Source organism: Polaromonas sp., assembly GCF_036676035.1.
In the GTDB taxonomy this organism is placed as follows: domain Bacteria; phylum Pseudomonadota; class Gammaproteobacteria; order Burkholderiales; family Burkholderiaceae_C; genus Polaromonas.
Genome location: NZ_JAKFDR010000130.1, coordinates 1 through 25,349 on the forward strand (window position 1 = coordinate 1; position 25,349 = coordinate 25,349).

24 protein-coding genes and 1 pseudogene are annotated in these 25,349 nt (G+C 62.1%); 6 read left to right on the top strand and 19 right to left on the bottom strand.

The annotated features are described in order from the left end of the window. Window positions 1-5: 5 nt before the first annotated feature. The 6 genes from rpsR to ppsA all read right to left on the bottom strand — a co-directional run bounded on the left by rpsR (window position 6) and on the right by ppsA (window position 6,342). Window positions 6-290 (bottom strand): 30S ribosomal protein S18, encoded by a 285-nt coding sequence (gene rpsR / locus V6M61_RS20465; RefSeq protein WP_011483947.1) that lies wholly within the window; start codon window positions 288-290, stop codon window positions 6-8. Window positions 291-300: 10 nt separating this feature from the next. Further along, window positions 301-600 carry a primosomal replication protein N gene (gene priB, locus V6M61_RS20470; protein WP_332778451.1) on the bottom strand — a complete coding sequence of 100 codons (300 nt, stop codon included), beginning with the start codon at window positions 598-600 and terminating at the stop codon, window positions 301-303. Window positions 601-659: 59 nt separating this feature from the next. After that, window positions 660-1,025 carry a 30S ribosomal protein S6 gene (gene rpsF, locus V6M61_RS20475; protein ID WP_332778452.1) on the bottom strand — a complete coding sequence of 122 codons (366 nt, stop codon included), beginning with the start codon at window positions 1,023-1,025 and terminating at the stop codon, window positions 660-662. A 179-nt stretch (window positions 1,026-1,204) separates the two neighbouring features. After that, window positions 1,205-3,316: a sodium:solute symporter family protein gene (locus V6M61_RS20480; RefSeq protein WP_332778453.1), complete on the bottom strand. Its 2,112-nt coding sequence runs from the start codon at window positions 3,314-3,316 to the stop codon at window positions 1,205-1,207. Between the two features lie 2 nt (window positions 3,317-3,318). Further along, window positions 3,319-3,579 carry a DUF4212 domain-containing protein gene (locus V6M61_RS20485; RefSeq protein ID WP_332778454.1) on the bottom strand — a complete coding sequence of 87 codons (261 nt, stop codon included), beginning with the start codon at window positions 3,577-3,579 and terminating at the stop codon, window positions 3,319-3,321. 363 nt (window positions 3,580-3,942) lie between these two features. After that, the gene (gene ppsA, locus V6M61_RS20490; RefSeq protein ID WP_332778455.1) at window positions 3,943-6,342 is read right to left on the bottom strand and encodes a phosphoenolpyruvate synthase; all 2,400 of its coding nucleotides are present in this window, start codon (window positions 6,340-6,342) and stop codon (window positions 3,943-3,945) included. 178 nt (window positions 6,343-6,520) lie between these two features. Between ppsA and ppsR the strand changes: the two genes are divergently transcribed. Beyond that, on the top strand, window positions 6,521-7,342 hold the full coding sequence (gene ppsR, locus V6M61_RS20495; protein ID WP_332778456.1) for a posphoenolpyruvate synthetase regulatory kinase/phosphorylase PpsR: 822 nt from the start codon (window positions 6,521-6,523) through the stop codon (window positions 7,340-7,342). Between the two features lie 137 nt (window positions 7,343-7,479). Here ppsR and V6M61_RS20500 read toward each other — a convergent pair whose 3' ends face one another. From V6M61_RS20500 to V6M61_RS20530, 7 genes are all read right to left on the bottom strand, one after another. Beyond that, complete coding sequence (locus V6M61_RS20500; RefSeq protein WP_332778457.1) at window positions 7,480-9,468, bottom strand: DUF6600 domain-containing protein; 1,989 nt, start codon at window positions 9,466-9,468, stop codon at window positions 7,480-7,482. Window positions 9,469-9,833: 365 nt separating this feature from the next. Then, entirely contained in the window at window positions 9,834-10,796 is a 963-nt protein-coding gene (locus V6M61_RS20505) for a heme ABC transporter ATP-binding protein (RefSeq protein WP_332778458.1), read from the bottom strand. 10 nt (window positions 10,797-10,806) lie between these two features. Beyond that, window positions 10,807-11,865, bottom strand: a complete 1,059-nt coding sequence (locus V6M61_RS20510) for a FecCD family ABC transporter permease (RefSeq protein ID WP_332778459.1) — start codon at window positions 11,863-11,865, stop codon at window positions 10,807-10,809. Further along, window positions 11,862-12,797: a heme/hemin ABC transporter substrate-binding protein gene (locus V6M61_RS20515; protein WP_332778460.1), complete on the bottom strand. Its 936-nt coding sequence runs from the start codon at window positions 12,795-12,797 to the stop codon at window positions 11,862-11,864. The genes V6M61_RS20510 and V6M61_RS20515 overlap by 4 nt, the downstream gene beginning before the upstream one ends. Window positions 12,798-12,827: 30 nt before the next feature. Continuing rightward, window positions 12,828-13,955: a hemin-degrading factor gene (locus V6M61_RS20520; RefSeq protein WP_332778461.1), complete on the bottom strand. Its 1,128-nt coding sequence runs from the start codon at window positions 13,953-13,955 to the stop codon at window positions 12,828-12,830. Then, window positions 13,952-14,329, bottom strand: coding sequence for a hypothetical protein (locus V6M61_RS20525; RefSeq protein WP_332778462.1), 378 nt, complete (start codon window positions 14,327-14,329; stop codon window positions 13,952-13,954). The genes V6M61_RS20520 and V6M61_RS20525 overlap by 4 nt, the downstream gene beginning before the upstream one ends. Window positions 14,330-14,368: 39 nt before the next feature. Next, complete coding sequence (locus tag V6M61_RS20530) at window positions 14,369-16,567, bottom strand: TonB-dependent hemoglobin/transferrin/lactoferrin family receptor (protein ID WP_332778463.1); 2,199 nt, start codon at window positions 16,565-16,567, stop codon at window positions 14,369-14,371. A 323-nt stretch (window positions 16,568-16,890) separates the two neighbouring features. Between V6M61_RS20530 and ahpC the strand changes: the two genes are divergently transcribed. After that, entirely contained in the window at window positions 16,891-17,463 is a 573-nt protein-coding gene (ahpC, locus tag V6M61_RS20535) for an alkyl hydroperoxide reductase subunit C (RefSeq protein ID WP_332778464.1), read from the top strand. 77 nt (window positions 17,464-17,540) lie between these two features. Next, a complete protein-coding gene (gene ahpF / locus V6M61_RS20540) occupies window positions 17,541-19,115 on the top strand; it encodes an alkyl hydroperoxide reductase subunit F (protein WP_332778465.1) in 1,575 nt (524 codons plus the stop codon). Between the two features lie 502 nt (window positions 19,116-19,617). Here ahpF and V6M61_RS20545 read toward each other — a convergent pair. From V6M61_RS20545 to V6M61_RS20570, 6 genes are all read right to left on the bottom strand, one after another. Beyond that, entirely contained in the window at window positions 19,618-20,766 is a 1,149-nt protein-coding gene (locus V6M61_RS20545) for a helix-turn-helix transcriptional regulator (RefSeq protein ID WP_332778466.1), read from the bottom strand. 82 nt (window positions 20,767-20,848) lie between these two features. After that, complete coding sequence (locus tag V6M61_RS20550) at window positions 20,849-21,352, bottom strand: hypothetical protein (protein ID WP_332778467.1); 504 nt, start codon at window positions 21,350-21,352, stop codon at window positions 20,849-20,851. Next, the gene (locus V6M61_RS20555) at window positions 21,349-21,648 is read right to left on the bottom strand and encodes a hypothetical protein (RefSeq protein WP_332778468.1); all 300 of its coding nucleotides are present in this window, start codon (window positions 21,646-21,648) and stop codon (window positions 21,349-21,351) included. Before V6M61_RS20555 ends, V6M61_RS20550 begins: the two co-directional genes overlap by 4 nt. After that, a complete protein-coding gene (locus V6M61_RS20560; RefSeq protein ID WP_332778469.1) occupies window positions 21,635-22,234 on the bottom strand; it encodes a hypothetical protein in 600 nt (199 codons plus the stop codon). Before V6M61_RS20560 ends, V6M61_RS20555 begins: the two co-directional genes overlap by 14 nt. Before the next feature lie 74 nt (window positions 22,235-22,308). Further along, on the bottom strand, window positions 22,309-23,286 hold the full coding sequence (locus V6M61_RS20565) for a hypothetical protein (protein WP_332778470.1): 978 nt from the start codon (window positions 23,284-23,286) through the stop codon (window positions 22,309-22,311). 90 nt (window positions 23,287-23,376) lie between these two features. Then, window positions 23,377-23,637, bottom strand: a complete 261-nt coding sequence (locus V6M61_RS20570) for a hypothetical protein (protein ID WP_332778471.1) — start codon at window positions 23,635-23,637, stop codon at window positions 23,377-23,379. On the opposite strand from V6M61_RS20570, the pseudogene V6M61_RS20575 reads away from it, so the two are divergent. From V6M61_RS20575 to V6M61_RS20585, 3 genes and pseudogenes are all read left to right on the top strand, one after another. Then, a pseudogene (locus tag V6M61_RS20575) lies at window positions 23,624-24,046 on the top strand (FAD-dependent oxidoreductase); the annotation flags it as partial. The gene V6M61_RS20570 and the pseudogene V6M61_RS20575 overlap by 14 nt on opposite strands. A gap of 200 nt (window positions 24,047-24,246) precedes the next feature. After that, the gene (gene bfr, locus V6M61_RS20580) at window positions 24,247-24,723 is read left to right on the top strand and encodes a bacterioferritin (protein WP_332778472.1); all 477 of its coding nucleotides are present in this window, start codon (window positions 24,247-24,249) and stop codon (window positions 24,721-24,723) included. Between the two features lie 387 nt (window positions 24,724-25,110). Continuing rightward, window positions 25,111-25,344 carry a (2Fe-2S)-binding protein gene (locus V6M61_RS20585; protein WP_332778473.1) on the top strand — a complete coding sequence of 78 codons (234 nt, stop codon included), beginning with the start codon at window positions 25,111-25,113 and terminating at the stop codon, window positions 25,342-25,344. Window positions 25,345-25,349: the final 5 nt, after the last annotated feature.

The window sequence follows — 25,349 nt, forward strand, 5'->3', positions numbered from 1 at the left end:
GCTCCTTACAGGCTACGGTGCTGGTCGCTGTAAGGCAGCATCGCGAGGAAGCGAGCGCGCTTGACGGCGGTGTTGATCTGGCGCTGGAAAATCGCGCGCGTGCCGGTCAGGCGTGCGGGGATGATTTTTCCGTTTTCGGCTACGAAATCGCGCAGGGTGTCGATGTCTTTGTAGTCGATTTCTTCAACGCCAGCGGCTGTGAAGCGGCAAAAACGCTTGCGCTTGAACAGCAGGGATTGGGTGTTGCGCTTGGGGCGCTTGTCTTTGTTAAAACGTTTTGGTCCGGCCATGATGGACTCCTTAAATGGGGTTCAGTACTTGATCGATTGCTTGAATGTGAAAAACAACGCTCTTGTTGCCGCGGGCATTGACTAAAAATCCACTGAACCTGAAGGCTTGACCCATGGTCAGCCGGCCCGTTTGTTCGGCCAGCGTTCCGAAGGCAACCGCCTTGACTGTTAATTTGACCTGCCGGGTGCTGCCTGCTTCCACCATTTCCGACTCGTGTTCGAGTACAAAATTGGCGGCCGGCAATCCGGCGGGGGTGTAGCGCAAAGGACTCGCCTCGGCGATACAAGCGGTCAACTCAACGTGGTTCACTGCGAAATCAGCATTTGCACAGCAGTGAGACGTTCAACAGCAAAGTATCTGGGGCGAAATTACGCCGCATACTCCTGCTGCTGGGCTTTACGGGCTTCTTCCCTCTCGACGTTTCGCATCATGAGGGATGGACCGGTTTCGGCCTTTTTCTTGAGCACGGTGATGTGACGCAGAACTGCATCGTTGAACTTGAACGCGTGTTCAATTTCTTCCATCACGGCCTGGCTGGCTTCAATATTGATGCACAGGTAGTGGGCTTTGGCCAGTTTCTGGATCAGGTAAGCCAGTTGGCGGCGGCCCCAATCTTCAACACGGTGCACTTTGCCACCGCCAGCGGTGATCATGCCCTTGTAACGCTCCAGCATGGCTGGGACTTGCTCGCTTTGATCCGGGTGGATCAGCAAGACGATCTCATAGTGACGCATAAACTCTCCTTTTGGTTGGTAAAAGCTGCCCCCAGCGTCGTTAAGGGGTGCAGCAAGGCGAAGCCCATGATTATAGCCTGAGGCGATGGCAAACGCAAAAACCACCGTTTTAGTGGGCTGTAGCGGCCATTGCCACTAAAAAAGCCGCCCAAACCGCTCTGAAGCCGCGTTAACAGGCCCTAGCCGTCCCGCAGATGGGGGTAGCGGATGTGCTCAACCAGATCCTGTGCCTTCTGTTCCGGCGGTGGGGTCACCAGACTGACCAGCACCATCACGACAAAGCCCACCGGCACGCCAAACAGCCCGGCGGAAATCGGGTCAATCCCCCACCAGAGCTCAACGGGCGATGTCACGCGAAACATGTCGCGCATCCACGGCTGGGTGGTCACCATGTAGTAAAACGTAACCCCCAACCCGGCCAGCATGCCCATGGAGGCCGCCATACCGGTCGCGCGCTTCCAGAAAATGCCCAGGCTGAGCGCCGGAAAGAAGGATGCCGCCGCAAATGAAAAAGCCGCGGACACCAGAAACAGGATGTCCGCCGGCTTTTGCGCGGCCACATAAGCCGCTATCAGCGCCACCATCAGCAGCAGCATCTTGGAGACGGTTACCCGGCTCACTGTCGATGCGTTCGGATCGATCATCTTGTAATAAAGGTCATGGCTGAGGGCATTGGCAATGGTCAGCAGCAGACCATCGCCCGTGGAAAGAGCGGCAGCCAGGCCACCTGCTGCCACCAGCCCGGAAATGACGTAAGGCAGCCCGGCGATTTCCGGGGTGGCCAGCACAATGATGTCGCCGCCAATCGACAGCTCATTGAGCTGCAGGATGTTGTCCTTGTTGATGTCGACGACCGACAGCAAGGACGGGTCTACCTTGGCCCAAGAGGCCACCCAGGCCGGGAGCTGATCAAACGGTGTGCCGACCAGCACCGTGAAGATTTCATACTTCACCAAAACCGCCAGCGCAGGCGCCGTGAAGTACAGCAGGACAATAAAAAAAAGCGACCAGGTCACGGATTGGCGCGCCTCCCGGACGCTGGGAACCGTGTAGTAGCGCATGAGGATGTGCGGCAGCGCCGCCGTTCCCACCATCAGGCAAAAGACCAGGGCCAGGAAATTGCGCCGTGATGTGTCGTAGGCCTCCCGCTCCTTGGCCGTGCCATTGGGGTCACCTGCAAACTGGGCGGCATGCCGGGGCATGCCATTGAGCGGCTGGGATTTAAGGTCTGCAGAAGCCTTGGCCGCCAGCCAGGCCTTGGTGGCGGCCGCTTCAGTCCGGGGCATATTGGCCAGCGCCTTGCCTGCAGAAGAAATCTGGGCGACGGGTGCATTCTCCGCCTTTAACTCAGCCAGTTTTTTACCCGCAGCCGCCCTGTCGGCAGCCAGGGCTGCAACCGGATTTGCCAGCTTGTCCGTCAAGGACTGCGAGTGTTGCCTGAATATTTCGCGGACCTGCAGCTCCCCGGGATCGGTGTCCAGCGCCTTTTCCTTGGCCGTCACCTTTTCCAGTTGGAAGCCGTACACCAGTTGCGGCACCGGGCTGCCGGTCTGCTTGACCGACAGCCACACCACGGGAATCAGGTAAGCGACGATCAGGACAATGCACTGGGCCACCTGGGTCCAGGTCACGGCCCGCATGCCCCCCAGGAAAGAGCAGACCAAAATGCCGCCCAATCCGAGGAAAATGCCCAGCTCGAAGGCCACGCCGGTCAGGTGCGAGGTGATCAGGCCCACGCCGTAAATTTGCGCCACGAGGTAGGTGAAAGAACACAGAATCGCGGCCACCAGGCCAATGAGCCGCGGCAGGTGCCCACCATAACGCTCCCCCAGAAAATCGGGAATGGTGAGTTGGCCAAACTTGCGCAGGTAAGGCGCCAGCACCAAGGCCACCAGGCAGTAGCCGCCGGTCCAACCCATGATGAAAGCCAGACCGTTGTAACCCGTGAGGTAAAGCGTTCCGGCCATGCCGATGAAGGACGCCGCCGACATCCAGTCCGCGCCGGTGGCCAGACCGTTGTAGAAGGCCGGCACCCGGCGCCCGGCCACATAGTATTCGGCGGCATCGGTGGTACGGCTCATGACGCCGATGGCCGCATACAGGCCGACGGTCGCCATCAGGAACGAAAGACCAATCCACTGGCGCGGCAGGCCCAGCGGCTCCAGCCCGGCCAGCACCGCCACGAACAGCAAAAATCCCACGGTGTACCAGCAGTAAACCCGGTTCAACTGGGCCTTGAAAGCCTGCCTGGCAGCCTTCGAGCCATTGTGAGCGCTGAACAGGCCTGGCATGCTTACTCGTCGTTCTCGGCCACACCGTGCTCGATGTCCAGCCGGTTCATGTACCAGGCATAAAACCCGATGATCAGGCAATACACCAGCAAAGCGCCCTGCGCCCCCATCCAGAAACTGAAGGGCCAGCCGAAAAAGCTGAAATTCAGCGCCCGCGCAAAGTAGCTCACCCCAAATGTGACCGTGAACCACAGCGCCAGCAGCAAGGCCGTGACCAGCAGGTTCTTGCGCCAGTAGCGGCGGCGGTTTTCAGACAATGGCATGCCCCGATTGTCATGCCGGGGCTTGCCAATTACTTACCAAACACTTGCCAAACGCCTCTCAGCCGCTGGGGTTTTCCCTTGGTAGCTGGCCCCCACGCTTGTCACTGCGTGTACTGCGCTGCCCCCGAGGGGGCTAATTTTCCTTGGGACGGCCCGGCGGAAAATTGTAGCCCCCACGCCTGTTGCTGCGCGTACTTCGCTGGACGTGCCGCTGCGAGACGCAGCAGTTCTTGCGTCCGTCCAAGCCTGCGCAGGCAAGCTTGGAGCCGCGGACGTCAGCCCCTCGGGGACTAATTTTCCTTGGGGCGGCCCTGCGCTGCGCACGGGCCTCTACGCTTGCCACTTTGCGCACTGCGCTGGACGTCAGCCCGCCAGCCGCTTCCAGGCGTCTATCACGGTATCCGGGTTGAGCGAGATGGAGCCAATGCCCTGCTCTTTGAGCCACTGCGCAAAGTCCGGGTGGTCGCTGGGGCCCTGGCCGCAAATACCCACGTACTTGCCCTGGCGCTTGCAGGCCTCGATCGCCTGGCTGAGCAGCGCTTTCACTGCCGGATCGCGCTCGTCAAAGTCTTTGGCCAGAATTTCGAGGCCCGAGTCACGGTCCAGGCCCAGCGTGAGCTGGGTCAGGTCGTTGGAGCCGATCGAGAAGCCATCAAAATACTCCAGGAACTGGTCGGCCAGTACCGCATTGCTGGGCACTTCGCACATCATGATGAGGCGCAAGCCCTGCTCCCCGCGCTTGAGGCCATGCTGCGCCAGCAACTGGGTGACCTTCTCGGCCTGCCCCAGCGTGCGCACAAAGGGCACCATGACCTCCACATTGGTCAGGCCCATGTCGTTGCGCACGCGCTTGAGCGCCTCGCACTCCATCGCAAAGGCCTCGCCAAAATCGGGACTGAGGTAGCGCGCCGCACCGCGAAAGCCCAGCATCGGGTTTTCTTCCTCAGGCTCGTAGCGGGAGCCGCCGATCAGTTTGCGGTATTCATTCGACTTGAAGTCCGAGAGGCGAACAATCACCGACTTGGGCCAGAAGGCAGCGCCAATGGTGGCAATGCCTTCAGCCACTTTGTCCACGTAAAAGGCCCGCGGCGACGCATGGCCGCGCGCCACGCTTTCCACCGCCTTTTTCAGGTCGGCATCGACATTGGGGTAGTCCAGAATCGCCTTGGGATGCACGCCAATGTTGTTGTTGATGATGAATTCCAGCCGCGCCAGGCCGACGCCATGGTTGGGAATCTGGCAGAAATCAAAGGCCAGCTGCGGATTGCCGATGTTCATCATGATCTTCAGGTCGATCGGCGGCATCGCACCGCGCTGCACCTCGGTCACTTCGGTTTCCAGCAAGCCGTCGTAAATATTGCCGGTATCGCCTTCGGCACAGCTCACCGTCACCAGCATGCCGTCCGAGAGCCGCTCGGTGGCATCGCCACAGCCCACCACGGCCGGAATGCCCAGTTCGCGCGCAATGATGGCCGCGTGGCAGGTACGCCCCCCACGGTTAGTCACGATCGCGCTGGCGCGCTTCATCACCGGCTCCCAGTTCGGGTCGGTCATGTCGGTCACCAGCACGTCGCCAACCTGCACCTGGTCCATCTCGCTGATGTTGTGCACGATGCGCACCGGGCCGGTGCCAATCTTCTGGCCAATGGCGCGGCCTTCGGCCAGCACCGTGCCCATGCCCTTGAGTTTGTAGCGCTGCTCGGCCTTGCCCTTGGACTGGCTTTTCACGGTTTCGGGCCGGGCCTGCAGGATGTAGAGCTGGCCGTCGGTGCCGTCCTTGCCCCACTCCACGTCCATGGGGCGGCCGTAGTGCGCCTCGATGATCAGCGCGTAACGGGCCAGTTCCTCCACATCGTCGTCCGTCAGCGAGTAGCGGTTGCGCAGCTCGGTGGGCACGTCGGTGGTCTTGACCAGCTTGCCGCCGGCCTTTTTCTCTTCCGGCGTGGCAAATTCCATCTGCAGCAGCTTGGAGCCCAGGTTGCGGCGGATGACCGCGCGCTTGCCGGCCTTGAGCATGGGCTTGTGCACATAAAACTCGTCGGGGTTCACGGCGCCCTGCACCACCGTCTCGCCCAGGCCGTAGCTGGAGGTGATGAAGACCACGTCTTCAAAGCCGCTTTCGGTGTCGATGGTGAATATCACGCCGGCGGCGCCCAGATCGCTGCGCACCATGCGCTGCACACCGGCGGACAAAGCCACGTCGGCATGGGCAAAGCCCTGGTGCACGCGGTAGCTGATGGCGCGGTCGTTGTAGAGCGAGGCAAACACCTCTTTCATCTTGTGCAGCACGTCCTCGATGCCGACCACGTTCAAAAAGGTTTCCTGCTGGCCTGCAAAGGAAGCATCGGGCAGGTCTTCGGCCGTGGCGGAGGAGCGCACGGCGAAGCTGGCTTGGGCGTTACCGGCACTCAAAGCGGCAAAGCTGTCGCGAATGGCTTTTTCAAAATCGGCCGGAAATGGCTGGGCCTCGACCAGCGCGCGGATCTTGGCGCCAGTCTCGGCCAGTGCCCGCACATCGTCGGTATCCAGCGCATCGAGCAGCGCATTGATTTTCTTGTCCAGACCCGCGTGGGCCAGAAACACCCTGAACGCATGGGCCGTGGTGGCAAAACCGGTGGGCACCCGCACGCCTTGGGGGCCGGTGGGCAGTTGGGAGATCATTTCGCCGAGGCTGGCGTTTTTGCCGCCGACCGCCTCGACATCGGTCATTCTCAGGTTTTCAAACGGTACGACCAGGGCGGTCGCATCAAAAAGCTTGGACATAGAAATACTCCGGGAGGTTTAAAAACTGGGGTATTGACCATGCGCGACAAGCAACCTTGTTGTTGTTCGAGGGGGTTGAGGTGGGGCATGGCGGGAGAATCGGGATAATTGCCTGAATTGTAGGGGCCAGCCGCCAGCTGCGCTCATGCCCACCTGTCACTACCCTGAACAAGTCACCATGCCCAATCGCACCGTATTTTTCATCTCGGACGGCACCGGTATCACCGCCGAGACCTTTGGCAACGCCATTTTGGCCCAGTTTGAGTTGAAACCACACCATGTGCGCCTGCCCTTTATTGACAGCGTGGACAAGGCGCACCAGGCCGTGCGCCAGATCAACCACGCGGCCGAAGTCGAGGGCAAAAAGCCGATTGTGTTCACCACGCTGGTCAATATGGAGGTTCTGGCGGTCATCAAGGCGCATTGCCACGGCATGCTGCTGGACATGTTTGGCACCTTTGTCGAGCCGCTGGAAAGCGAGCTGGGCCTCAAGTCCAACCACCGGGTGGGCCGATTCTCCGACGCGTCCAAAAGCAAGGCCTACGACGACCGCATCGAGGCCATCAACTTCTCGCTGGCCCACGACGACGGCCAGAGCAACAAAGACCTGGCGGGCTCGGACGTGATTCTGGTGGGCGTGAGCCGCAGCGGCAAAACGCCGACCTCGCTGTACCTGGCCATGCAGTACGGCCTCAAGGCCTCCAACTACCCGTTGATCCCGGAAGACTTCGAGCGCCGCCAGTTGCCCACGGCACTGGTGCCGCACCGCAAAAAGATCTTCGGCCTGACGATTGCGCCCGAGCGCCTGAGCCAGATCCGCAACGAGCGCCGGCCCAATTCGACCTACGCCAACCTGGCCAACTGCCGCCACGAAATCCACGAAGCCGAAGCCATGATGCGCCGCGAAGGCATACGCTGGCTGTCCACCACCACCAAGTCGATCGAAGAGATCGCCACCACCATCCTGCAGGAAGTCAAGCCGGAACGGCTGGAGTACTGACCGCCGAGGTCGATTTTCCAGCCGGCACGCAGTCGCTACATTTTTGATAGCTTCTTACGCCCTATCCATAAGGGCTATAGGCCTATTTTTCTCTTGCTGGATCATGGTTCCCGACTGCGGTTAGGGCCACCCTCTGGCTACGGGTCGCGCGCATGGGGCGTGTCTGTCTGCTGCGTTGGCGGCCGTTTCTGGACCTGCTCCTTGCGCTGTTCCTGCTCATGCTTTGCGCGTTGGCCCGGTGGCGCTGCGTTTTGCCGGCGTTGTTGCGCCTCCTGGTGGATCAACTCTTTTTGCTGACGCTGCTGCTCACGCTGGAGTTGCTGTTGCGCCTGCCAGGCCTGCTCGACCGAGTGGCGTTCTGCTGCGGCCCGTGCCTGCGGGTTTACCGGGGGCGTGATGGCATTTTTCTGGGCTTGCTCACGCAATGCGCGCCGTCCCAAGGCTTCTTCGCTTTGCCGGCGCTGCGCGTCTTGCTGCCGCGCCAGGTCACGTTGCTGGCGCTCCTGGTCGCGCTGCAATTGCTGCTGCTCGCGCCGCGCCCGGTGTTCGGCGTCGATGGCATTGCGGTCTTGCATGGCAGGCGCGGAATGGACAGCCGGTGGCATCGCTGGAACAGGCTTGGCGGCAGGCAACTGCGCGCCCACCGGACCTGCCGCCGCGGGGGGCTGAGTTCGGGCATCACGGCCGCTGTTGTCTGGCCTTCCAGCGCGCGAGTCATCTCGCCTGTCATTGCGACGCTCGTCGCGGCTGCTCACCACCGGCCGCGCGCCCACCGCAGCGGGCGGCAGTGCCGCCGCCGCAGCAAGCCTTGGCCGTTCGCGCAGGTCGGACCGCTGCGGTATCGCGCTGCCGTCCGCTGCCACCTGGGCGCGGCTCAGATCGGCGGCGCTCAGGGTTTGCAGGTTGCCGCGCACGGGCCGGCCGCGGGCAAAGTCTTCAGCGCTGACTGCGGTCACGGCAGCAGGCTGACGTTGGTAGCGATAGATGTTGGTCACGTTCACGGTGTTGTTAACCACGATGTTCTGGTTGATATTGGTCACATAACGCGGGCTCACCGGGTAGACGGGAAGAAAGGTCTCACCCGGTGCCAGCGGGAACCAGCCTACGCCGGGCTGTGGCGCGCCGCCCGAGCTGATGGTGATGTTCCAGATCAGGCCGCCGCTGTAGCCGCCCACAAAGACGACCAGCGCCGGGGCATAGACCGGGCGCGGCGCCAGCTGCCCCGGCACCCAGGCCCAGCGCAGGCCGATCAATGCCCAGCGACCATAATGAAACGGTGCAAACCCCCAGGGGGCGTCGTCAATCCAGGTCCAACCCCAGGGCGGTATCCAACTCCAGTAGCCGACGCGGTAAGGCGCCCAGTTGACCGGAACGATGCGCGGCAGCCACACGGCGCCGTAGGCAGGGTCCTGGCGCCAGTCGCCATAGGCATCGAGCTGCTGGTAACCGATGGTTTCGCGTGGCACATAGCGCGCCGATACCGACTGGTCTTCGCGCCGATCGCGGTCGGCGGCCCAGGCATCAAAGCTGTCTTGCACGGTGGCACCCGGTGCGGCAGGGCTCAGTTGCGTGCCGCTAAAGCTGACCTGCTGTCGGCTGCCAAGATTCACCGACATGTTGTTGTCGCCGTAAATGACGCCGCCGCCCGACTGCACCACCACCCGGGTGGTGTCGCTGGCTGGGTTGACGTCCAGGCGGTAGTCACCCGGCTGCGTCATCACGAAAGCCAGGTTGGGCGTGTTGATTTCCAGTCGCTGGCCTGCAAACAGAGCGCGCACGCGCAGCTTGACGGTGCCTTGTGCCAGGCGCAACTGCGTGACGTTGTCGTCCAGTGTCAAAAAATCCAGGCTGGTCTGCTCGTTCATGCGCACTGCGGTCGAGCCGATGTGCAGCTCCGAGCGAGCACGCGGGCCGGTCCACAACCTGTCGCCGCTGGTCAGCGGACGGTTCAGTACAGCGGGCATCCAGGCCGCGTCGCTGGATGCGACCTCGGCCGGCGCAAAGCTCACGGCACCCTCAACCAGGTTGAGCTGGGCCACACGGCCGGGTGGGTCGCCTGGCTGCGCAGGCACCTGGGCCCAGGCTGCGGCTTGCAGCACGGACAGCAGCAAGGTGGCGACCAGCATCGGGAAACCCGAGAAAAGCCGGGGAAGCCAGAAATAAGGGCTTGATAAACCAGTTGGGAAGGTTGTCATGTTGCACGCTCTCTTCCTGTCATGGCGGGCCAGAAATGGAGACTCGGTCGTGCGTTGGAACCTGGGACTGACCCTTGTCGCCTTGTTGATAAACAAACACGACCCCTCTCCAATACAACGCGCGAGAAGGTGGCAGGGCTGATAACAGCCGGTAAAGATTGCGCCATTGAGCGCCACTTTGAAACAGGATGTAATGCCGATCTCGGCTACCTGCGCCCGCCTGTAGGCGCATTTCATATGTAAAAGAACCTGACACCCGGTTTCTGCACCCTGACAGCCCTGCGCAGCCAGCAGTTTCAGGTGGTCGGTGCTTGCGGCTCGTCCTCAAGGCTGGGCTCAAACACATACTGAAGTCGGCGGCTCTCCGTGCTGCCCGGCACCGGGTGCGCCAGCACCCTCCAGACCTGCTGGATGCACGCGGGGGTGAGCACCTCGGCCGTCGCGCCGCTGGCGACGACCTGCCCGCCTTGCAGCACCACGCAGCGGTCTGCGTAGCGCAGCGCCAGGTTCAGATCATGCAACACAGCCACCACCCCCACACCCTGCTTGCAAGCCCAGCTGCGCGCCAGTTGCAGCATGCGGTGCTGGTGCTGCAAGTCCAGCGCGGCGGTCGGTTCATCCAGCAGCAGCCAGCGCGGTAATTGGCCCCCACGTTCGCTCACTGGCGTGTAGCTCTCTGCCCCCCGGGGGGGCTGTGCTTGCTTGGGGCGGCCCTGCGCTGCGCACGCGGGCTTGTTAGCCTGCAACGCCACCGGCTCCCACACCTGCGCCAGCGCGCGCGCCAGATGAACGCGTGCCTTTTCGCCGCCCGAGAGGGTGTTGAGTGCGCGGTTTTGCAAATGATCCACCGCCGTGGCCTGCATGGCCTGCAGGGCAATGACCGCCTCGTGCGGGCTCGGTTGCCGGCGGTGCGGGTAGCGGCCCAGTTCCACCACTTCGCGCACGGTGAACTCAAAGGCGACCTGCATTTCCTGCGCCACCGAGGCGCGAAAGCGCGCCAGGTCTCCCTGGGCATAAGCCGCCAGCGACTGCCCGGCCAGATAGACATGGCCGCTGTCGGACGGGCGCTGGCCGGTCAGCACCGACATCAGCGTGGACTTGCCGGCGCCGTTGGGCCCGAGGATGGCCGTGACCTGCCCCGCAGCGAAATGCGCCGAGGCGGCCTGCAGCAGCGCCTTGCCGGGCACTTCAACGCCCACCCCCACCGCCTCCAGCAGGCCGGCGACCGCCGAAAAATCCGTCAGATTGCGTGCGTTCATACGCAGATCCTCATAGCCGGCTCCTGAAGTGGCGCAGCAGCAGCAGGAAAAAAGGCACGCCGACAAAAGCCGTCAACACGCCCAGCGGCAGCTCGGCCGGTTGCACGGCCGTACGCGCCACGCTGTCGGCCGCCAGCACCAGCGCCGCGCCCAGCAAGGCCGAGCCCGGCAGCACCACCCGGTGATCGGGCCCGGCCACCAGCCGCACGCAATGCGGCGCCACCAGGCCGATGAAACCGATGATGCCGGTGGTGGCCGTCACCGCGCCCACGGCCAGCGCCGTCACCAGCACGGCAAAACGCTTGACGCGCTCGACCGGCACACCCAGCAAGGCCGCCTGCGCCTCGCCCAGCGCAATGGCATTCAGGGGCCTGGCCAGCGTCAGCCCGGCGCAGACAGCGACCAGCACCATGGAAAAAACCAGCGTGACCGCGCTCCAGCGCGCGCCGCCCAGGCTGCCCAGCAGCCAGAACTGGATGCTGCGCAATTGTTCGTCGCTGGCCAGAAAGCTCAGGTAACCCAGCCCGGCACCGGCCAGCGCGTTGATGGCAATGCCGGCCAGCAACATGAGCCCGACCCGCGTGCCGCCGTCCTGCTGCGACAGGGCGTAGACCAGCAGGGTTACCAGCAGGCTGCCCATGAAAGCCATCAGCACCAGCGTCCAGCTGCCCAAGGTGCGCGGCATCTCCGGAAACCACAAACTACCCAGCACGATGGTGATGCCCGCGGCCAGCGCCGCGCCGCTGCTGACACCGATCAGGCCGGGGTCAGCCAGCGGGTTGCGAAACAGGCCCTGCATCAGCGCGCCCGACAGCCCCAGCGCGCTACCTGCCGCCACGCCCAGCAGCAAGCGCGGCAGGCGAATGTTCATGAACACCAAATGTTCCGGTGAAGGCTGAGCCGTGCCGCCCAGCATGTCCACCAGCACAGTCCATAGCTGAAAAGGGCTGATGGCGTAAGCACCACGGGCGCTACCAGCTATGAAACTGATAGCAAGCAGCAAGACACCCAGACCCAGCACAGCCCGCGCGGGCCAGCGCCGGTGATCACCCTGCAACACGGCGCTCATGCCACGGCTTTGAAGGCGACCCGGTGCAACTCGTTCACCGCCTGTGGCAGACGCGGGCCAAAGCCAATCAGGTACAAGGCATCCAGCACAACCAGCGAGCGACGCTTGTAGGCGGGGGTGAGTTCCAGCCCGGGGCGTGACCAGAATTTATCGATGCCGCCGCTGGCTTCAATGCCCTGCGTGGTGGTCACGATCAGGTCGGGCGCGGCGGTAACCAGTGCTTCGGCGGTCATGGGGCGGTAGCCGCTGAAGCTGTTGGAATTGCCGGGGCCGGTGAACGCGTTCGTGAGGCCTGCGTACCCGAGCATCGCGTGGGCGGCGGTTTTGTCGCCCGCTACCTGCGGGCTGGCCGAGTGCGACAGGATGAAAATGGCCCGGGGCTTGCGGCCGGTTTTGCGGGCCACCATGGCCAGTACCTCGACCCATTGCGCATCCAGCCGGGCTTGCAAAGCCGTGGCTTCGCGAATGCGCGAGGTTGCCCGCCCCACGGCAGCCACCTTGCGCTGCACCTCGGCCCAGCTGTGGTCCGCTTCGACCAGCTCTACCTTGACACCCGCGCTGCGGACCTGGTCCATCACCACCGTCGGGCCAGCTTCCGTCGTGCCGATCACGGCATCGGGCTTGAGCGACAGCAGGCCTTCGGCCGACAGCTGTCGCATGTAGCCGACCTTGGGGGTGTGCAGGGCCGCAGCGGGGAACAGGCTGGTGGTGTCGGTGCCGACCAGTTGCTTTTCAGCGCCCAGCGCGTAAACGATTTCTGTCGTTGCGCCGCTGACCGAGACGATCCGGGGCAGTTTCGAAGTCGCTTGCAGCGTCTGCGCCCACGCAGCAGGCGCAGACAGGCTGGATGCGGCGCAGGCGGCGGAAGCCACCGGGAGTGAAAAAAGCCGTAACGCGTCGCGCCGCCGGAGTGTGGGTTGATCTGAGTTCATGAGAGCCTTTGTTGTGGGGTTGCGCCGTTTTCATGCTTGCAGACGCGGCAAGCGTGCCGCAATGTCGCGCCAGGCCTGCTGCTCCGGCACGCCGGGTTTGCGGCTGCCAAAAAACATGGCCATCAGCTCGCCTTCGCCGTCAAACACCTCCACCGAAGTCACCACGCCGTCTGCCGTGGGCTTTTGCACAATCCAGGCGTTCTTGATCATGTCTTCGCGCAGGTGCAGGTTGAAGCCGGGATCCAGCACGTTGATCCACTGCGCGGTGGGCGTGACCAGGGGTTCAATCCGCTTGACGGGGCCGCTGTGAATCTGGATGCAGCCGCTGCTGCTGACAAACACCATGATGGACGCGCCGTCCATGGCCGACTCGTCCAGCAGCCTGCGCACAATGCTCACGTCGGCGCGCTGGGTGAAGCGCCCCTCCACCAGCCGGAAAGCCTGCTGGCGCTCCACGCCGAATTTGCTGATCAAGCCGAAAAACTGGTGGGTGTCCGTCATCTCGCTCCAGCCCTGCGCCAGGCCGGCCGCATCCAGCTCCGCATCGGGCCGCAGGGGCGCCTTGGGCGGAGCCGGCGTGAACGCATAGTCTTTGTCCGCATCGCTGAACTGGCTCACGATGTCATTGAAGGCCTCGCGATCGGTCTCGGCGCGCACAAATACCTTGTGCACGGCCACGCCATGCGCGTCAAAAAACTGCAGGCTTTGCGCAGGCGGATTGTTGGCGTCGCGGGCCGGTTCGACCACCGCAAAGCCCGCATGCCAGCGGCTGAAAAACAGGCGCAAGTCAATGCCTTCGCCCAGCGCCAGGCCCATGTGGCCGGTGGCGTTGATGTTTTCGTAGACGCCGGTTTTCTCGTGCACGGTGGACGCGTTGCGCGTCAGCGCCATCACCGGGCCGCACAGCTGCAGGGCCTGCAGCACCTCCACCCAAGGGCCCTGCAAGGGCGTGGCCTTGAGGGCGTAGTCATGGGTCCCGGCATGCGCTGCTATCGCCTGGCCCTCGCTCAACCCCAGGCTTTCAGCGGCGTCTTTGGCGCGCTTGCCGCTGCTGCGTGCGGCATTGAAAAGCGCTCGTAAACTCGCGGCGTTCATGGATGCAGCGGCCGAATACGGTTCGGCAACAGGCCGCGTCTGGGTTTGAAGGACTGCGCTCATTGAAGGATCTCCGGGGTGGTGTGCCAAAGCACGCGATGTTGATCGGGTTGAGAGATTTCGCCTTGTGTGGCCTGATGCGCGTCTCCCTGCGCTTGCGTTTGCTGCAGTTGCTGCACCGTCCGGACCCAGAGGGCATGCAGGTTCATGGCCATGGCTTTGAAGGCGGGTGCCGCCACGGGATGCAGCGACAGCATGAACAGGTTGGACACGATTTTTTTCGCCATCAGTTCGCGGTGCCCCTCGCAGCAGCCCTGGGCATAAGCGGTCATCAGGGCCAGCGTGCCCGCGACCAGGGGTTCGGCGCCGGGCAGCCTGTGTTCCTGGCCGCCCTGGACATCAGGGTCGTTGATGCCATGGTCGGGAAATTGGCTCATGTGCATTCCTTTCTTGAAGATGGATAAAGCAAGTCAGGCTCAGAAATCAGCTACCAGCGACACATTGAAGTGCCGTCCCGGCTGGGTGTAGGCGTCCGCCACGGCCGAGGTGGCGGACAGGCCGCGCACGTCAGACCAGTTCCACACCTTCTTGTCGGTCAGGTTGGCAATGCCGGCATTGATGCGCAGCTTTTTGCTGATGCGCCACTGGCCGCTGAGGTCCAGCGTGGTGGCCGCGGGCACGACAAATTGCGTCGCGGGTGCGGCCACAAACACATCGCTGCTTTTCTTGGCCGAATGCCGGATGGCATCCAGGCGCACATCCCATGCGGCGGTTTCGTACTTGACGCCCACATGCAGCTTGGCCGGGTCGATCGAATTGAGCGGCCGGCCTGTGGTTTTGTCCTTGCCGCGTGTTTGTCCGTAGCCAAACGGCGTGCTTAACCTGCCGTCCGCCACCTTGCCCCAGTCCATGACACCCTTGATTTCAAAGCCGCTGATGGTGGCGTTGCCCACGTTGATGGACTGGAACACCGTCGGGTTGCCCACCACGCCGGCCCCGCCCACGATCACGTTGTCTTCAATCAGGTCCTTGAACTTGCCGGTGAATGCGGCCACATCCAGCGTAAGCCGGTCCAGGCGGCCGCGCACGCCGACTTCAAAGTTCTTGCTCTTCTCGGGCTTGAGATTGGGGTTGGAAATGGTTTTATAAAACTGCGTGACGTTTTCAAAGAAGCCATTGAGCTGGCTGGCGTTGGGCGCACGGAAGCCGCTGGCGTAGTTGCCAAACACGCTCCATTCGGGGGTGGCGCGATACAGCACACCCATCTTGGGTGACACGGCCGAGCCAGACAGCGAGGCCGCCTGCCCGATAAAACCCGCCTGGCTGGCCTTGAGGTCGAAACGGTCAAAGCGCACGCCCGGCGTGATGCTCCAGTCCTTGCTGATGAACTCGTCTTGCAGATAGAGGGCGCTGCTGGACTCTTTGGTGTCCGGGAAGCGCTTGAGCGGAAAGGTCTCACCGGCCGCCGGCACCTGGCCGGTCTGCAGGTTGATGATGTTGGCCCGGGCGTAGTCAAAGCCGTAGGTAATCTTCTGCGACCAGTCGGGGGACAGGCGTATGGTTTTGTCGGCCTGAATGCCGGCCTGCCAGGTCCGCTCGTCGTAAGTCATGTCACGCACCCGGTCCAGGGACGTGTTGCGGTCTTCAAACGTGTACTGGCGCGAGGCCGCATCCTGGTAACTCAGCACCGTCTGCAGCGTGTCGGCCAGCAGGCTTTGCACCTTGTAGCGCGCGTCCCAGGTCAGGCGGTTGCGCTCGGCGGTGGTCAGCGCATTGCCTTTCAGCACCGAATTGGCCCCCAGCGGCGGCTTGGCGCGTGCCGTGAGCAAATCGTATTCCGACTTTTTCTCGACATGCTCCAGGGTCAGCACATGCTTTTGCGTGCCGCTGGGTTTGAGCACCACCTTGGCCAGCAGGGCATTGGCGCGGTCGGTCTGCGGATTGGGCCGGGTGCGGTCCACGTTGGCCGACGCGTTGCTGCCCTTGTTGTCCAGCTCCTTGCCGCGGTGCGTGGAGGCCGAAACCAGCCACTCCAGTGATTCGTTGGCACGCCCGGCCACCGTGCCGCTGACCGTCACGCCGTCGTTGTCGCCGCTGTAGCTGGTGGAGGCACGCCCGCCAATGGTTTTGCCCTCTGGTTTGACATCATTCAGAAAATCAGCCGGCTCGTGGGTGATGAAGTTCACCAGCCCGGCCAGGCCGTCCGAGCCATAAAGCACGGAGGACGGGCCACGGATGATCTCGATGCGCTTGAGCAGGTCGATGGAAAAGGAGTCGCGCCCGAACGCATTGCTGCCAAACACATAGCTGCGCGGCGCGCGAATGCCGTCGACCAGCAGCAGCACCCGGTTGCCGTCCAGCCCGCGGATGTTGAAGCCGGCATTGCCGTCGCGCCCGTCGCTGCTGCCGCCCACCAGCCCGAAGCGCGCCGGCGCGCGCTTGACCGAGACGTTGGGCAGGGTTTTGGCCGCATCGCGGATATCGTGAATCTGCCCCTCTTCGATGTCTTTGGCGTTGATGACATCGATCGACATGGGCAGATCGTCGCTCAGCTGCTCATGGCGCGAGCCGCTGACGACGACTTCTTTCAAGGCGGTGTTGAGCGCCACGGTCTGCGCATGCGCCGCAACAACAGCGCCATAGGCCAGACCGATGAGCAGGGAAACTTCGCGCAAGGCGAAAGGGAAATGATGAAAACGAGTAGATGCCACGAGCAGCCCAAAAAACAGGGAGGGTTAAGGGCTCGCTGCCGGCCGGCATGGGACTAAAAACCCAGGCGGCAGGATGTGGCTGGCTCAAAAGTGATGCAAGTATATGCGAATAATTCTCATTAACAAAATCTCAATGCAATGCACCTTTGTCATTCACCTTGCACAACACGATGCAAAGAATTGATAGCGCCAATCCCATGAATAGTCAATATCTATCGATTAAGCTTAATTAAAAGACATATACTATCGATTCGCGCAATTTCCAACAACCCTTATAGAAAGTCGACATGTCCCTGATCAACACAGAAATCATTCCGTTTAAAGCCACCGCGTACCACAACGGCAAATTCGTGCCGGTGAGCAACGAGAACTTCAAGGGCCATTGGTCCGTCGTGGTGTTCTACCCGGCCGACTTCACCTTTGTCTGCCCTACCGAGCTGGGCGACCTGGCCGACCATTACGCTGAATTCCAGAAGCTGGGCGTACAGATTTACGGCGTGTCGACCGACACCCACTTCACCCACAAGGCCTGGCACGACACCTCGGACACCATCCGCAAGGTCCAGTACCCGCTGATCGGCGACCCGAGCCAGCAACTGTCCCGCGCCTTCCAGGTGCTGATCGAAGAAGGTGAAGACGCAGGCCTGGCCTACCGCGGCACCTTTGTGATCGACCCCGAAGGCAAGATCAAGACCATCGAAGTGCACGACAACGGCATCGGCCGCGACGCTGCCGAACTGCTGCGCCGTGTGAAGGCTGCCCAGTACGTGGCCGCACACCCCGGTGAAGTCTGCCCCGCCAAGTGGACCGAAGGCGCCGAGACGCTCAAGCCTTCGCTCGACCTCGTCGGCAAGATCTAAGCACCTGACTGCCCCTGGCCTGGGCGCTTGCGTCCGGGCCTTTTTATTTCCTTTCCCCTTTGCAAAGTGAGTCCGCCATGCTCGACGCCGCTACCCTCGCCCAACTTAAAAGCTACCTCGAACGCGCCACGCAAGCGATTGAAATCGTTGCCTCGCTCGACGACAGCAAGGCCTCGGGCGAACTGCAGTCGCTGCTGAAGGACATCACGGACTCGTCGCCGCTGGTCAAGGTGACCGAGAGCCGCGACGACAAGCAGCGCAAACCTTCTTTCTCGGTCAATCGCCCCGGCGAAAACCACGGCCCGCGTTTTGCCGGCCTGCCCATGGGCCATGAATTCACCTCGCTGGTCCTTGCGCTGCTGCAGGTCGGCGGCTACCCGCCCAAGGTCGAAGACGCGGTGCTGCAACAGATTCGAGCACTCGATGGCGACTTCGAGTTCGAGATCTATGTCTCGCTGACCTGCCACAGCTGCCCAGACGTGGTGCAGGCGCTGAACCTGATGGCGGTGCAGAACCCGCGCATCAAGACCACCATGATTGACGGCGCGCTGTTTCAGGACGAGGTCAAGGAACGCCAGATCATGGCGGTTCCGACGGTCTTTTTGAACGGCACCGAATTCAGCCAGGGCCGCATGAGCCTGGAAGAAATCCTCGCAAAAATAGACACCAGCGGCGTGGAACGCGAAGCCAAAAAGATTGACGGCAAAGAGGCCTTCGACATGCTGATCGTCGGCGGTGGCCCCGCCGGTGCCGCAGCCGCTGTGTATGCAGCGCGCAAGGGCATACGCACCGGCGTCGCCTCGGAGCGATTCGGCGGCCAGGTGCTCGACACGATGGGCATTGAAAATTTCATCTCCATCAAGGAAACCGAAGGACCGAAGTTCGCGCTGGCGCTTGAAGAGCATGTGCGCCACTACGACGTTGACATCATGAACCTGCAACGTGCCAAGGCGCTCGTCCCGAACACCGGGCCGGCCAATGACCTGATCGAAATCCAGCTTGAAAGCGGTGCCTCGCTGAAAGCCAAGTCGGTCGTCATCTCGACCGGTGCACGCTGGCGCAACATCAATGTGCCGGGCGAGCAGGCATACAAGAACAAGGGCGTCGCCTATTGCCCGCACTGCGATGGCCCGCTGTTCAAGGGCAAGCGCGTGGCGGTGATTGGCGGCGGCAATTCGGGCGTTGAGGCGGCGATTGACCTGGCCGGCATCGTCGGCCATGTGACGCTGATCGAGTTCGACACCGCGCTGCGCGCCGATGCCGTGCTGCAGCGCAAACTTCACAGCCTGAAGAACGTGACCGTGATCACCAACGCGCAAACCACCGAGATCACCGGCGAGCAGACCGTCAACGGCCTGGTCTTTAAAGACCGCGCGACGGGCGAGCTGCACAAGGTTGAGCTCGAAGGCGTTTTTGTGCAGATCGGCCTGGTGCCCAATACCGACTGGCTTAAGGGCACGGTCGAGCTGTCCAGGCACGGCGAGATTGTGGTCGATGCCAAGGGCCAGACCTCGGTGCCGGGCGTGTTTGCGGCCGGCGATGCGACTACCGTGCCGTTCAAGCAGATCATCATTGCGGCCGGCGATGGCGCCAAGGCAGCGCTCAGCGCCTTCGATCACCTGATCCGCACGTCGGCCCCGGTGGCGGCCTGAGCCGGCCCACTCAACAGCGCGACATGGCCCGCTCACCTTGATGGGCACGGCCGCCGGGTGCGGCAATTCTTCTGCAAAGAAGAACGCCTATCACTCCCATTCGCGCTCAGAATGTGCGTGAAGGGTTACGGTTTTTCTACTTGTCCAATACGGTCAGCCTGCCGACAATAAGAAGTTGGCTATAAATAACTTCCCGATTTGCATTTGGATTCGTCATGCCCGCGAATGCGGGCATCCAGTACGGCACGTAAATGACGCTCAGCGCTTCGTAGTACGACTGGATTCCCGCCTACGCGGGAATGACAAACGGGAAGTTATTATTTCAGCTAATTCAATTTGGTTGATGCCGGATCAGTAGGAAGCGGCTTGCAGCGGCTCCAGATGGAAATCGTTTGGGGCGAGATGGGTTCGGGGCTTGAGCTGTCTTTGCCATCTCCGCGCAGGCGCATGGCTGTCCGGAAACGCTTCGGTGCCAAAGCAAGACAAAGATGCTTGCGATCCCTCAACGCAATGCCCTGACGACGCTGGCCAGCTCCGATTGCCGTCTGACGCCCGTCTTGTCGAAAATGCGGCGCAAGAATGTTCTTGCCGTTTCGTAGGTGATCTGGCGCGCATCGGCGTACTGCTTGAGGGCCACGCCGTCGCCGACCGCCTGCGCCAACTGTGCTTCGGCCGTCGTCAGCCCATAGACCTCACGCAGCAGGCCGCTGTGGTCCGCCTTTTGGCTGCCCGGGTCGCAGATGAACAGCAAGGCCACGGCCCCGAACGCCCCGGCCAAGTCCTTGGGCAAGGGCTGAAGCGTCAGGATCAGCGGTTGTCCGTCGCGCCACCGGACCGCCACGGACACCGGCGGCCCGGTGTCGTGATCGGGTGTCCAAAACAAGCTGCCGGCACATCGGCTCAATGCCTGGGCGAGCCCTGCGCGGGCTTCGCTGGTGGACAGCAGCAAGCGCTCGTCCGGCGCCAGGCTGATCCCGTTCTCGGCGCGAAACGTCGCGGCGGCCCCTGGATTGGCGAACACGACGCGCCCGTCCCGGTCCAGCATCGCCACCGCGTCGGTGACCCGGTTCAGCGCATCCGTCAGCGTTGCCGTTTCCCTGCGCGCCTGCAGCAACCGGGCTTCCACGGCGCAGGCGCGCCGCAGATGCGGCAGCACCACCGCGATCCGCTGGCGATGCTCGGGCAGCAGCGATGCATGGATGGTGCGGGGAAAATACGCGCCAAGAACAACCAGGTCGGCGCCATCCCCACCCGCGCAGACGCAGGCGGTGATTGCGTCGCGCCATCCGGCACGGTAGAACACGTCGGCGAAATAGGGGTGGCGCCCGCGTTCGGCAGTGCTCCAGAGCTCGCTGTCGGCAAACATCTGCCCATCCCGCAGCCGGGCCACGGTGGGCGCGCGCGGATGCAGGTTCCGCGTGTCGCTCATGAAACCGGCGGAGTAGCGCTGGATGGTGTCGGCGTCGATGCGGGCGTACTCCAACCGTCTGTAGACAAGGAACTTCGGCTCGAGGAAGTTCAGGTCGACCGACTCGGAACCCACGAAGTCGGCGACGGCGGTCAGAGCCGGTCGCCAGGCGCCCTCGGCGAGCGGTGCTTCATAGATCAGGTCCAGAACGTTCGGCAACTGGGTCGTTACGCCACCACGCATTCAAAGTCCCCCCTGACCGCGACACGAGGGCGGTCTGAAACAAATTGTATTTCGGAAAGGACGTGCTCCATGCTCGGCGCTTTCACCCGAGCAGATCATCCCTGCCCGCCGCGCGCAGGCAGTGCACCAAGCTGTCGATCTCAGAGCGGCGTATCACGACCACATGCGCGACGGGCTTTCCCGCTGCGTTGAATTCAAACGCCACCTGGGTTGTCTTGGCCACTGTGGGGCCGAGGTGCCCGACCAGCCCCAGTTTGGTCGTCAAGCCCCGCAGCGACACGCCGCACAACTCGGACCAGCCGTAAGAGCGAACGCCGGCGAGGGTGCGCACACGCAGTCCCTGGGCATCCAGCTCCATGCTCCAATCGGTCGTGAAGGCCAGCCAGCCGAAGACAACGGCGATGCCCAGACTGAGCAGCGGTCCGCCCAGATCCTTCAGCGCATTGACGCTCGTGAGATCGGCGGATTCCTGGAGCCACAGGTAAGTGCCATAGAAGAAGCCCAGCATGCCGGGCATGCCGAAGAGCAGGAAGGCCAGCATCCGGGCGGCTACGGCGTTGTGGTTGGTGAGTTTCAGGGTGGTCATGGCTGGTGGTTGAGCGAAACCTCGGAGCCGTCGGCGGCCACCATCACGCCAGGGCTGTTCTCCTCGATTTCGATGCGCACGCCCATGTGCAACGTTGGATCGATGGCTTTTCCGATGGATTGGCTGAGGAGCGCCACGCAGCGCAAGTACTCGTTGTGCTGCGAGGGGTTCAGGACGAACTTCTCAGGGTACGCACCCCTTGCACCGAGGTGATCCGAGAACCTCTCGGTCATTGTGTAGTAGAGGAGCAAGGTTCTAGGTAAATACTCCCCGGCAAAGCCGTCAGCAAGAAACATTTCTCGGACAGGTTCCGACTTGCTGCCGACGAGCTATAGCTGCCTGCTCGGCGGCCATCCTCTGCCTGGCGCGCTCGTCCATCATCTGCTGGTGTTTCAGTTGCTCCTGCCGCCTGGCTTCTGCGGCTCGCCGATTGTTTTCGTCGATCCTGCGCGCCAGCGCCATTTGCGCCTCGCGTTCACGTTGCTGCTCTCGCGCTGCCTGTGCTTCTTGTTGGCGCCGAACCGCATCGAGGTCTGTGTACACCACATCCGTTTCCACGGAGTATGGATGCCGGCAACTCACGGACACTTGCGACAGAGACACGGTTTTCTGTTCGCCATGCGCCATGGGCCCGAGACGGGTAGACGAATTGCTATTGGCCTTGAGATCCGGGTAGTTCCCGTCCCGCCCTTGGTAAATGTACTTGAGCGTGACATCCAGGCGTCTCCCGGACATATTGGTGACCACGGCATCTTTGCAGCCAGAGAAGCCCTGGATCAACCGAACCTGCACCTGGGCTTGTGCGACGCCCACAGTGGTGGCCAGCACGATGAAAGAGAGCGCCGTGCGGAAGAGCCGGTGGGTTGATGCATGGTTTTTCACAGTTCCTTCTCCTTGGGGTTAAGTTGCCGCATCAGCTGATGTGCTCAAGCGTTTACGCCTCCAGAGCGCAGCACTCAATTCCGTTCCGGCGTGCACTCTCCGCCGCCGGACTTGAGTTGGCGACAGCCCGCGGCAGCACTGTCGTAAGCTTGTTGCAATTCCAGGTGCATGGTGGCGTATTTGCCGCTGGCCGGACAGTTGGCATCGATTGCCGCCTTGTGATGTCGGGTGAGCCACATGACCCGTTGCTGACTCGCCAGGGCGCCCTGCAGGGGACGTGCGCTGACGGCTGCAACCTCACGTTCCGACTTCTGGATTGCCGCTTCGCAAGCGGCAGTGTCGGCACCCACCGACGCAGACTGGCGAGATTCAGACATGCTGCCACTTTGGCGCGCTTGCCGAGCGTCTTGACCATCAAGGTCAGCGGAATATCCGCCGGGGTTGGAGATTGCGGCCTGCGCTTCGCGCTCAAACAATCGAAACCAGGCCTGATTCTCCGCTTCCCAGCCACCCCATTCTTTGCAAGCCCCGGCGGGTCGTTGGGAACAGAACGTTTCGTTCCTCTGGAGGTCCTCCTGGAATTGCGCCAACATGCGCTTTGCGCCAGGGTCTTGCAATGCGCAAGGAGCGAGAATTTGTATCAAAAGACGTGACGCCTTCATCGAAAACCCATCTCCCGTACGGAAGCGCTCGATCTGAGCGCTGAGCAGGGCAAGCGCTTCCGTATCGCGCTCGGCCGCTACGAATGCGGTCAGCCGATCGAGAAAATAGGTCTGGCGAAACGCATCGACATAGGCGCGCTTGTCTCCTTCGAGCCTTTTGAAGTAGTCCGCTTCGCGAGCCAGGAACAAGGCAGCGGCCTCCTTGTCCCCGGCGTCGACCAATTTCCTGAACTCGGTATACGTGGGCGAAAGCAAGGCATCCAGCAGTCCGGCATGGGCCGGCAGCGGCACCCAGAGATGGGCGAGCAAGAGCACGCCTGTGATGATTTTTGAACAAGTACCGCTCATGAGTTTCAGGTTCCAGCCGGGATTCCAGATGAGCCGCCTCATGGTTGTTGAATGGCGGTGTTCGGCAGTGTGATCCGGAACCGACGCTTGCGCAGTCTCCGTTTGGAGACCTGCGCAACGCGCCCTCAGGTGCTACAAGCTGTTCGAGGAACGCGACATGCGAGGAAGGCCTCCACCGCCGGTGGTCTCGGCGTTACGGTGCCAGGCCAGCACGCAGTTGACGCACTTGTGCTCCTCCTTCAGCGGCCGGTAGTTCACGCCCTGCGACTGCACCACATGCACGTCATCACGTTTCTTGGCGGAGTGGCGGACGGCATCCAGCCGCACATCCCAGACGGCGGTCTCGTACTTCACGCCGACATGGAGCTTGGCCGGGTCGATCGAGTTCGACACCGCGCTGCGTGCCGACGCGGTGCTGCAGCGCAAGCTCACCAGCCTGAAGAATGTGACGGTGTTTACCAACGCGCAAACCACTGAAATCACCGGCGACCAGACCGTCAACGGCCTGGTCTACAAGGATCGCGCCAGCGGTGCGCTGCACAAGGTTGAGCTCGAAGGCGTTTTTGTGCAGATCGGCCTGGTGCCCAACACCGACTGGCTCAAGGGTACGGTCGAGTTGTCCAGGCACGGCGAGATTGTGGTCGATGCCAGGGGACAGACTTCGGTGCCTGGCGTGTTTGCGGCCGGCGATGCGACGACAGTGCCGTTCAAGCAGATCATCATTGCGGCCGGCGATGGCGCCAAGGCAGCGCTCAGCGCCTTTGATCACCTGATCCGCACGTCGGCCCCGGTGACGGCCTGAGCCGGCCCAACACAACACAACGCGACATGGCCCGCTCACCTTGATGGGCGCGGCCGGGTGCGGCAACCCCTCTGCAAACAAGAACGCCTATCACTCCCATTCGCTCTCAGAACACGCGTGAAGGGTTATGGTTTTTTGCTTGCCCAATGCGGCCGGCCTGCGGACAATCAGGCATTCAAAAAAACCAAAAGGAGTTCCCCATGAAAGGCGACGCCAAAGTCATCAAGCACCTGCAGGCCCAGCTCAAGAACGAACTGACGGCCATCAACCAGTACTTCCTGCACTACCGCATGTACAAGCATTGGGGTCTGGACAAGCTGGCCAAGAAGGAATACGAAGAATCCATCGGCGAAATGAAGCATGCCGACAAGCTGATGGACCGCATTTTCATGCTTGACGGCCTACCGAATCTGCAGGACCTGGGCAAGCTGATGATCGGCGAAGACGTGCTGGAAGCCCTGAAATGCGACCTCAAGGCAGAGCAAGGCGCGCAGGCCACGATCAAGGATGGTATTGCGCATTGCGAGTCCGTGCGCGATTACGTGTCACGCGACCTGCTGCAGGGCATTCTGGACGACACCGAAGAGCACATCGACTTTCTGGAAACCCAGATCGAGCTGGTGGCCAAAGTGGGCGTGCAGAACTACCTGCAAAGCCAGATGGGCGAGTTGAGCTGAACTGCAAAACGCAAACAGCGCCAGAGCCAGAATCTGGCGCACCCAAGCACGGGGCCTCAAGGGCCCCGTTGTTTTTTTCCGGACGGTCCAAGGCATGGCTTTTACGCCATAAGTGGGCCGATGTTTAACCCTGGAAGTTCACTGGTTAATGGGGGGTTTGAGGACTGGACGCCCTCTGAGAGGCGGGGAATTTGCTATTAAATTTATAGCTTACAACGCATATTTGACGCGGAGTATGGCTGGTTTCAATCACCTCCCTCCAGCCTCAAGCGGCAAACCCCGAGTAAAGCTGGATTTTTTAATTGCAAATGCGATAGATTCGCATTTATAATTCGACACTGATTGAACCACCTGCTCACACCCATTCATTAACCAGCAAGCCACGCCATGATTGTCTGTGTCTGCCGCCGCATCTCCGACCGCGAAATCGCCCGCCACGCCCGTGCCGGCCTGGGCTTTGACGAGATCCAGTTCGAGCTGGGTGTTGCCACCCAATGCGGCCAGTGTGAAAGCTGCGCCCGCGACGTCGTGGCCCAATGCAGCGCCAGTTGCCCCACAGCGCACATCAAGCTCGCCAACCAACCCCTGGAAGGCAGCTCATGGACGTCACCCACTTTTTAGCCGCA

What these genes read in the sequence shown, in the direction of transcription:
- V6M61_RS20485 (WP_332778454.1), bottom strand. Translation starts at nt 3,579, where the DNA reads ATGCCATTGTCTGAAAACCGCCGCCGCTACTGGCGCAAGAACCTGCTG.
- V6M61_RS20505 (WP_332778458.1), bottom strand. Translation starts at nt 10,796, where the DNA reads ATGAACGCACGCAATCTGACGGATTTTTCGGCGGTCGCCGGCCTGCTG.
- V6M61_RS20550 (WP_332778467.1), bottom strand. Translation starts at nt 21,352, where the DNA reads ATGACCACCCTGAAACTCACCAACCACAACGCCGTAGCCGCCCGGATG.
- V6M61_RS20565 (WP_332778470.1), bottom strand. Translation starts at nt 23,286, where the DNA reads ATGAGGCGGCTCATCTGGAATCCCGGCTGGAACCTGAAACTCATGAGC.
- ppsA (WP_332778455.1), bottom strand. Translation starts at nt 6,342, where the DNA reads ATGTCCAAGCTTTTTGATGCGACCGCCCTGGTCGTACCGTTTGAAAAC.
- V6M61_RS20500 (WP_332778457.1), bottom strand. Translation starts at nt 9,468, where the DNA reads ATGCTGGTCGCCACCTTGCTGCTGTCCGTGCTGCAAGCCGCAGCCTGG.
- V6M61_RS20480 (WP_332778453.1), bottom strand. Translation starts at nt 3,316, where the DNA reads ATGCCAGGCCTGTTCAGCGCTCACAATGGCTCGAAGGCTGCCAGGCAG.
- V6M61_RS20520 (WP_332778461.1), bottom strand. Translation starts at nt 13,955, where the DNA reads ATGAGCGCAGTCCTTCAAACCCAGACGCGGCCTGTTGCCGAACCGTAT.
- V6M61_RS20525 (WP_332778462.1), bottom strand. Translation starts at nt 14,329, where the DNA reads ATGAGCCAATTTCCCGACCATGGCATCAACGACCCTGATGTCCAGGGC.
- ppsR (WP_332778456.1), top strand. Translation starts at nt 6,521, where the DNA reads ATGCCCAATCGCACCGTATTTTTCATCTCGGACGGCACCGGTATCACC.
- rpsR (WP_011483947.1), bottom strand. Translation starts at nt 290, where the DNA reads ATGGCCGGACCAAAACGTTTTAACAAAGACAAGCGCCCCAAGCGCAAC.
- V6M61_RS20510 (WP_332778459.1), bottom strand. Translation starts at nt 11,865, where the DNA reads ATGAGCGCCGTGTTGCAGGGTGATCACCGGCGCTGGCCCGCGCGGGCT.
- V6M61_RS20585 (WP_332778473.1), top strand. Translation starts at nt 25,111, where the DNA reads ATGATTGTCTGTGTCTGCCGCCGCATCTCCGACCGCGAAATCGCCCGC.
- bfr (WP_332778472.1), top strand. Translation starts at nt 24,247, where the DNA reads ATGAAAGGCGACGCCAAAGTCATCAAGCACCTGCAGGCCCAGCTCAAG.
- V6M61_RS20555 (WP_332778468.1), bottom strand. Translation starts at nt 21,648, where the DNA reads ATGTTTCTTGCTGACGGCTTTGCCGGGGAGTATTTACCTAGAACCTTG.
- V6M61_RS20515 (WP_332778460.1), bottom strand. Translation starts at nt 12,797, where the DNA reads ATGAACTCAGATCAACCCACACTCCGGCGGCGCGACGCGTTACGGCTT.
- V6M61_RS20545 (WP_332778466.1), bottom strand. Translation starts at nt 20,766, where the DNA reads ATGCGTGGTGGCGTAACGACCCAGTTGCCGAACGTTCTGGACCTGATC.
- rpsF (WP_332778452.1), bottom strand. Translation starts at nt 1,025, where the DNA reads ATGCGTCACTATGAGATCGTCTTGCTGATCCACCCGGATCAAAGCGAG.
- ahpF (WP_332778465.1), top strand. Translation starts at nt 17,541, where the DNA reads ATGCTCGACGCCGCTACCCTCGCCCAACTTAAAAGCTACCTCGAACGC.
- ahpC (WP_332778464.1), top strand. Translation starts at nt 16,891, where the DNA reads ATGTCCCTGATCAACACAGAAATCATTCCGTTTAAAGCCACCGCGTAC.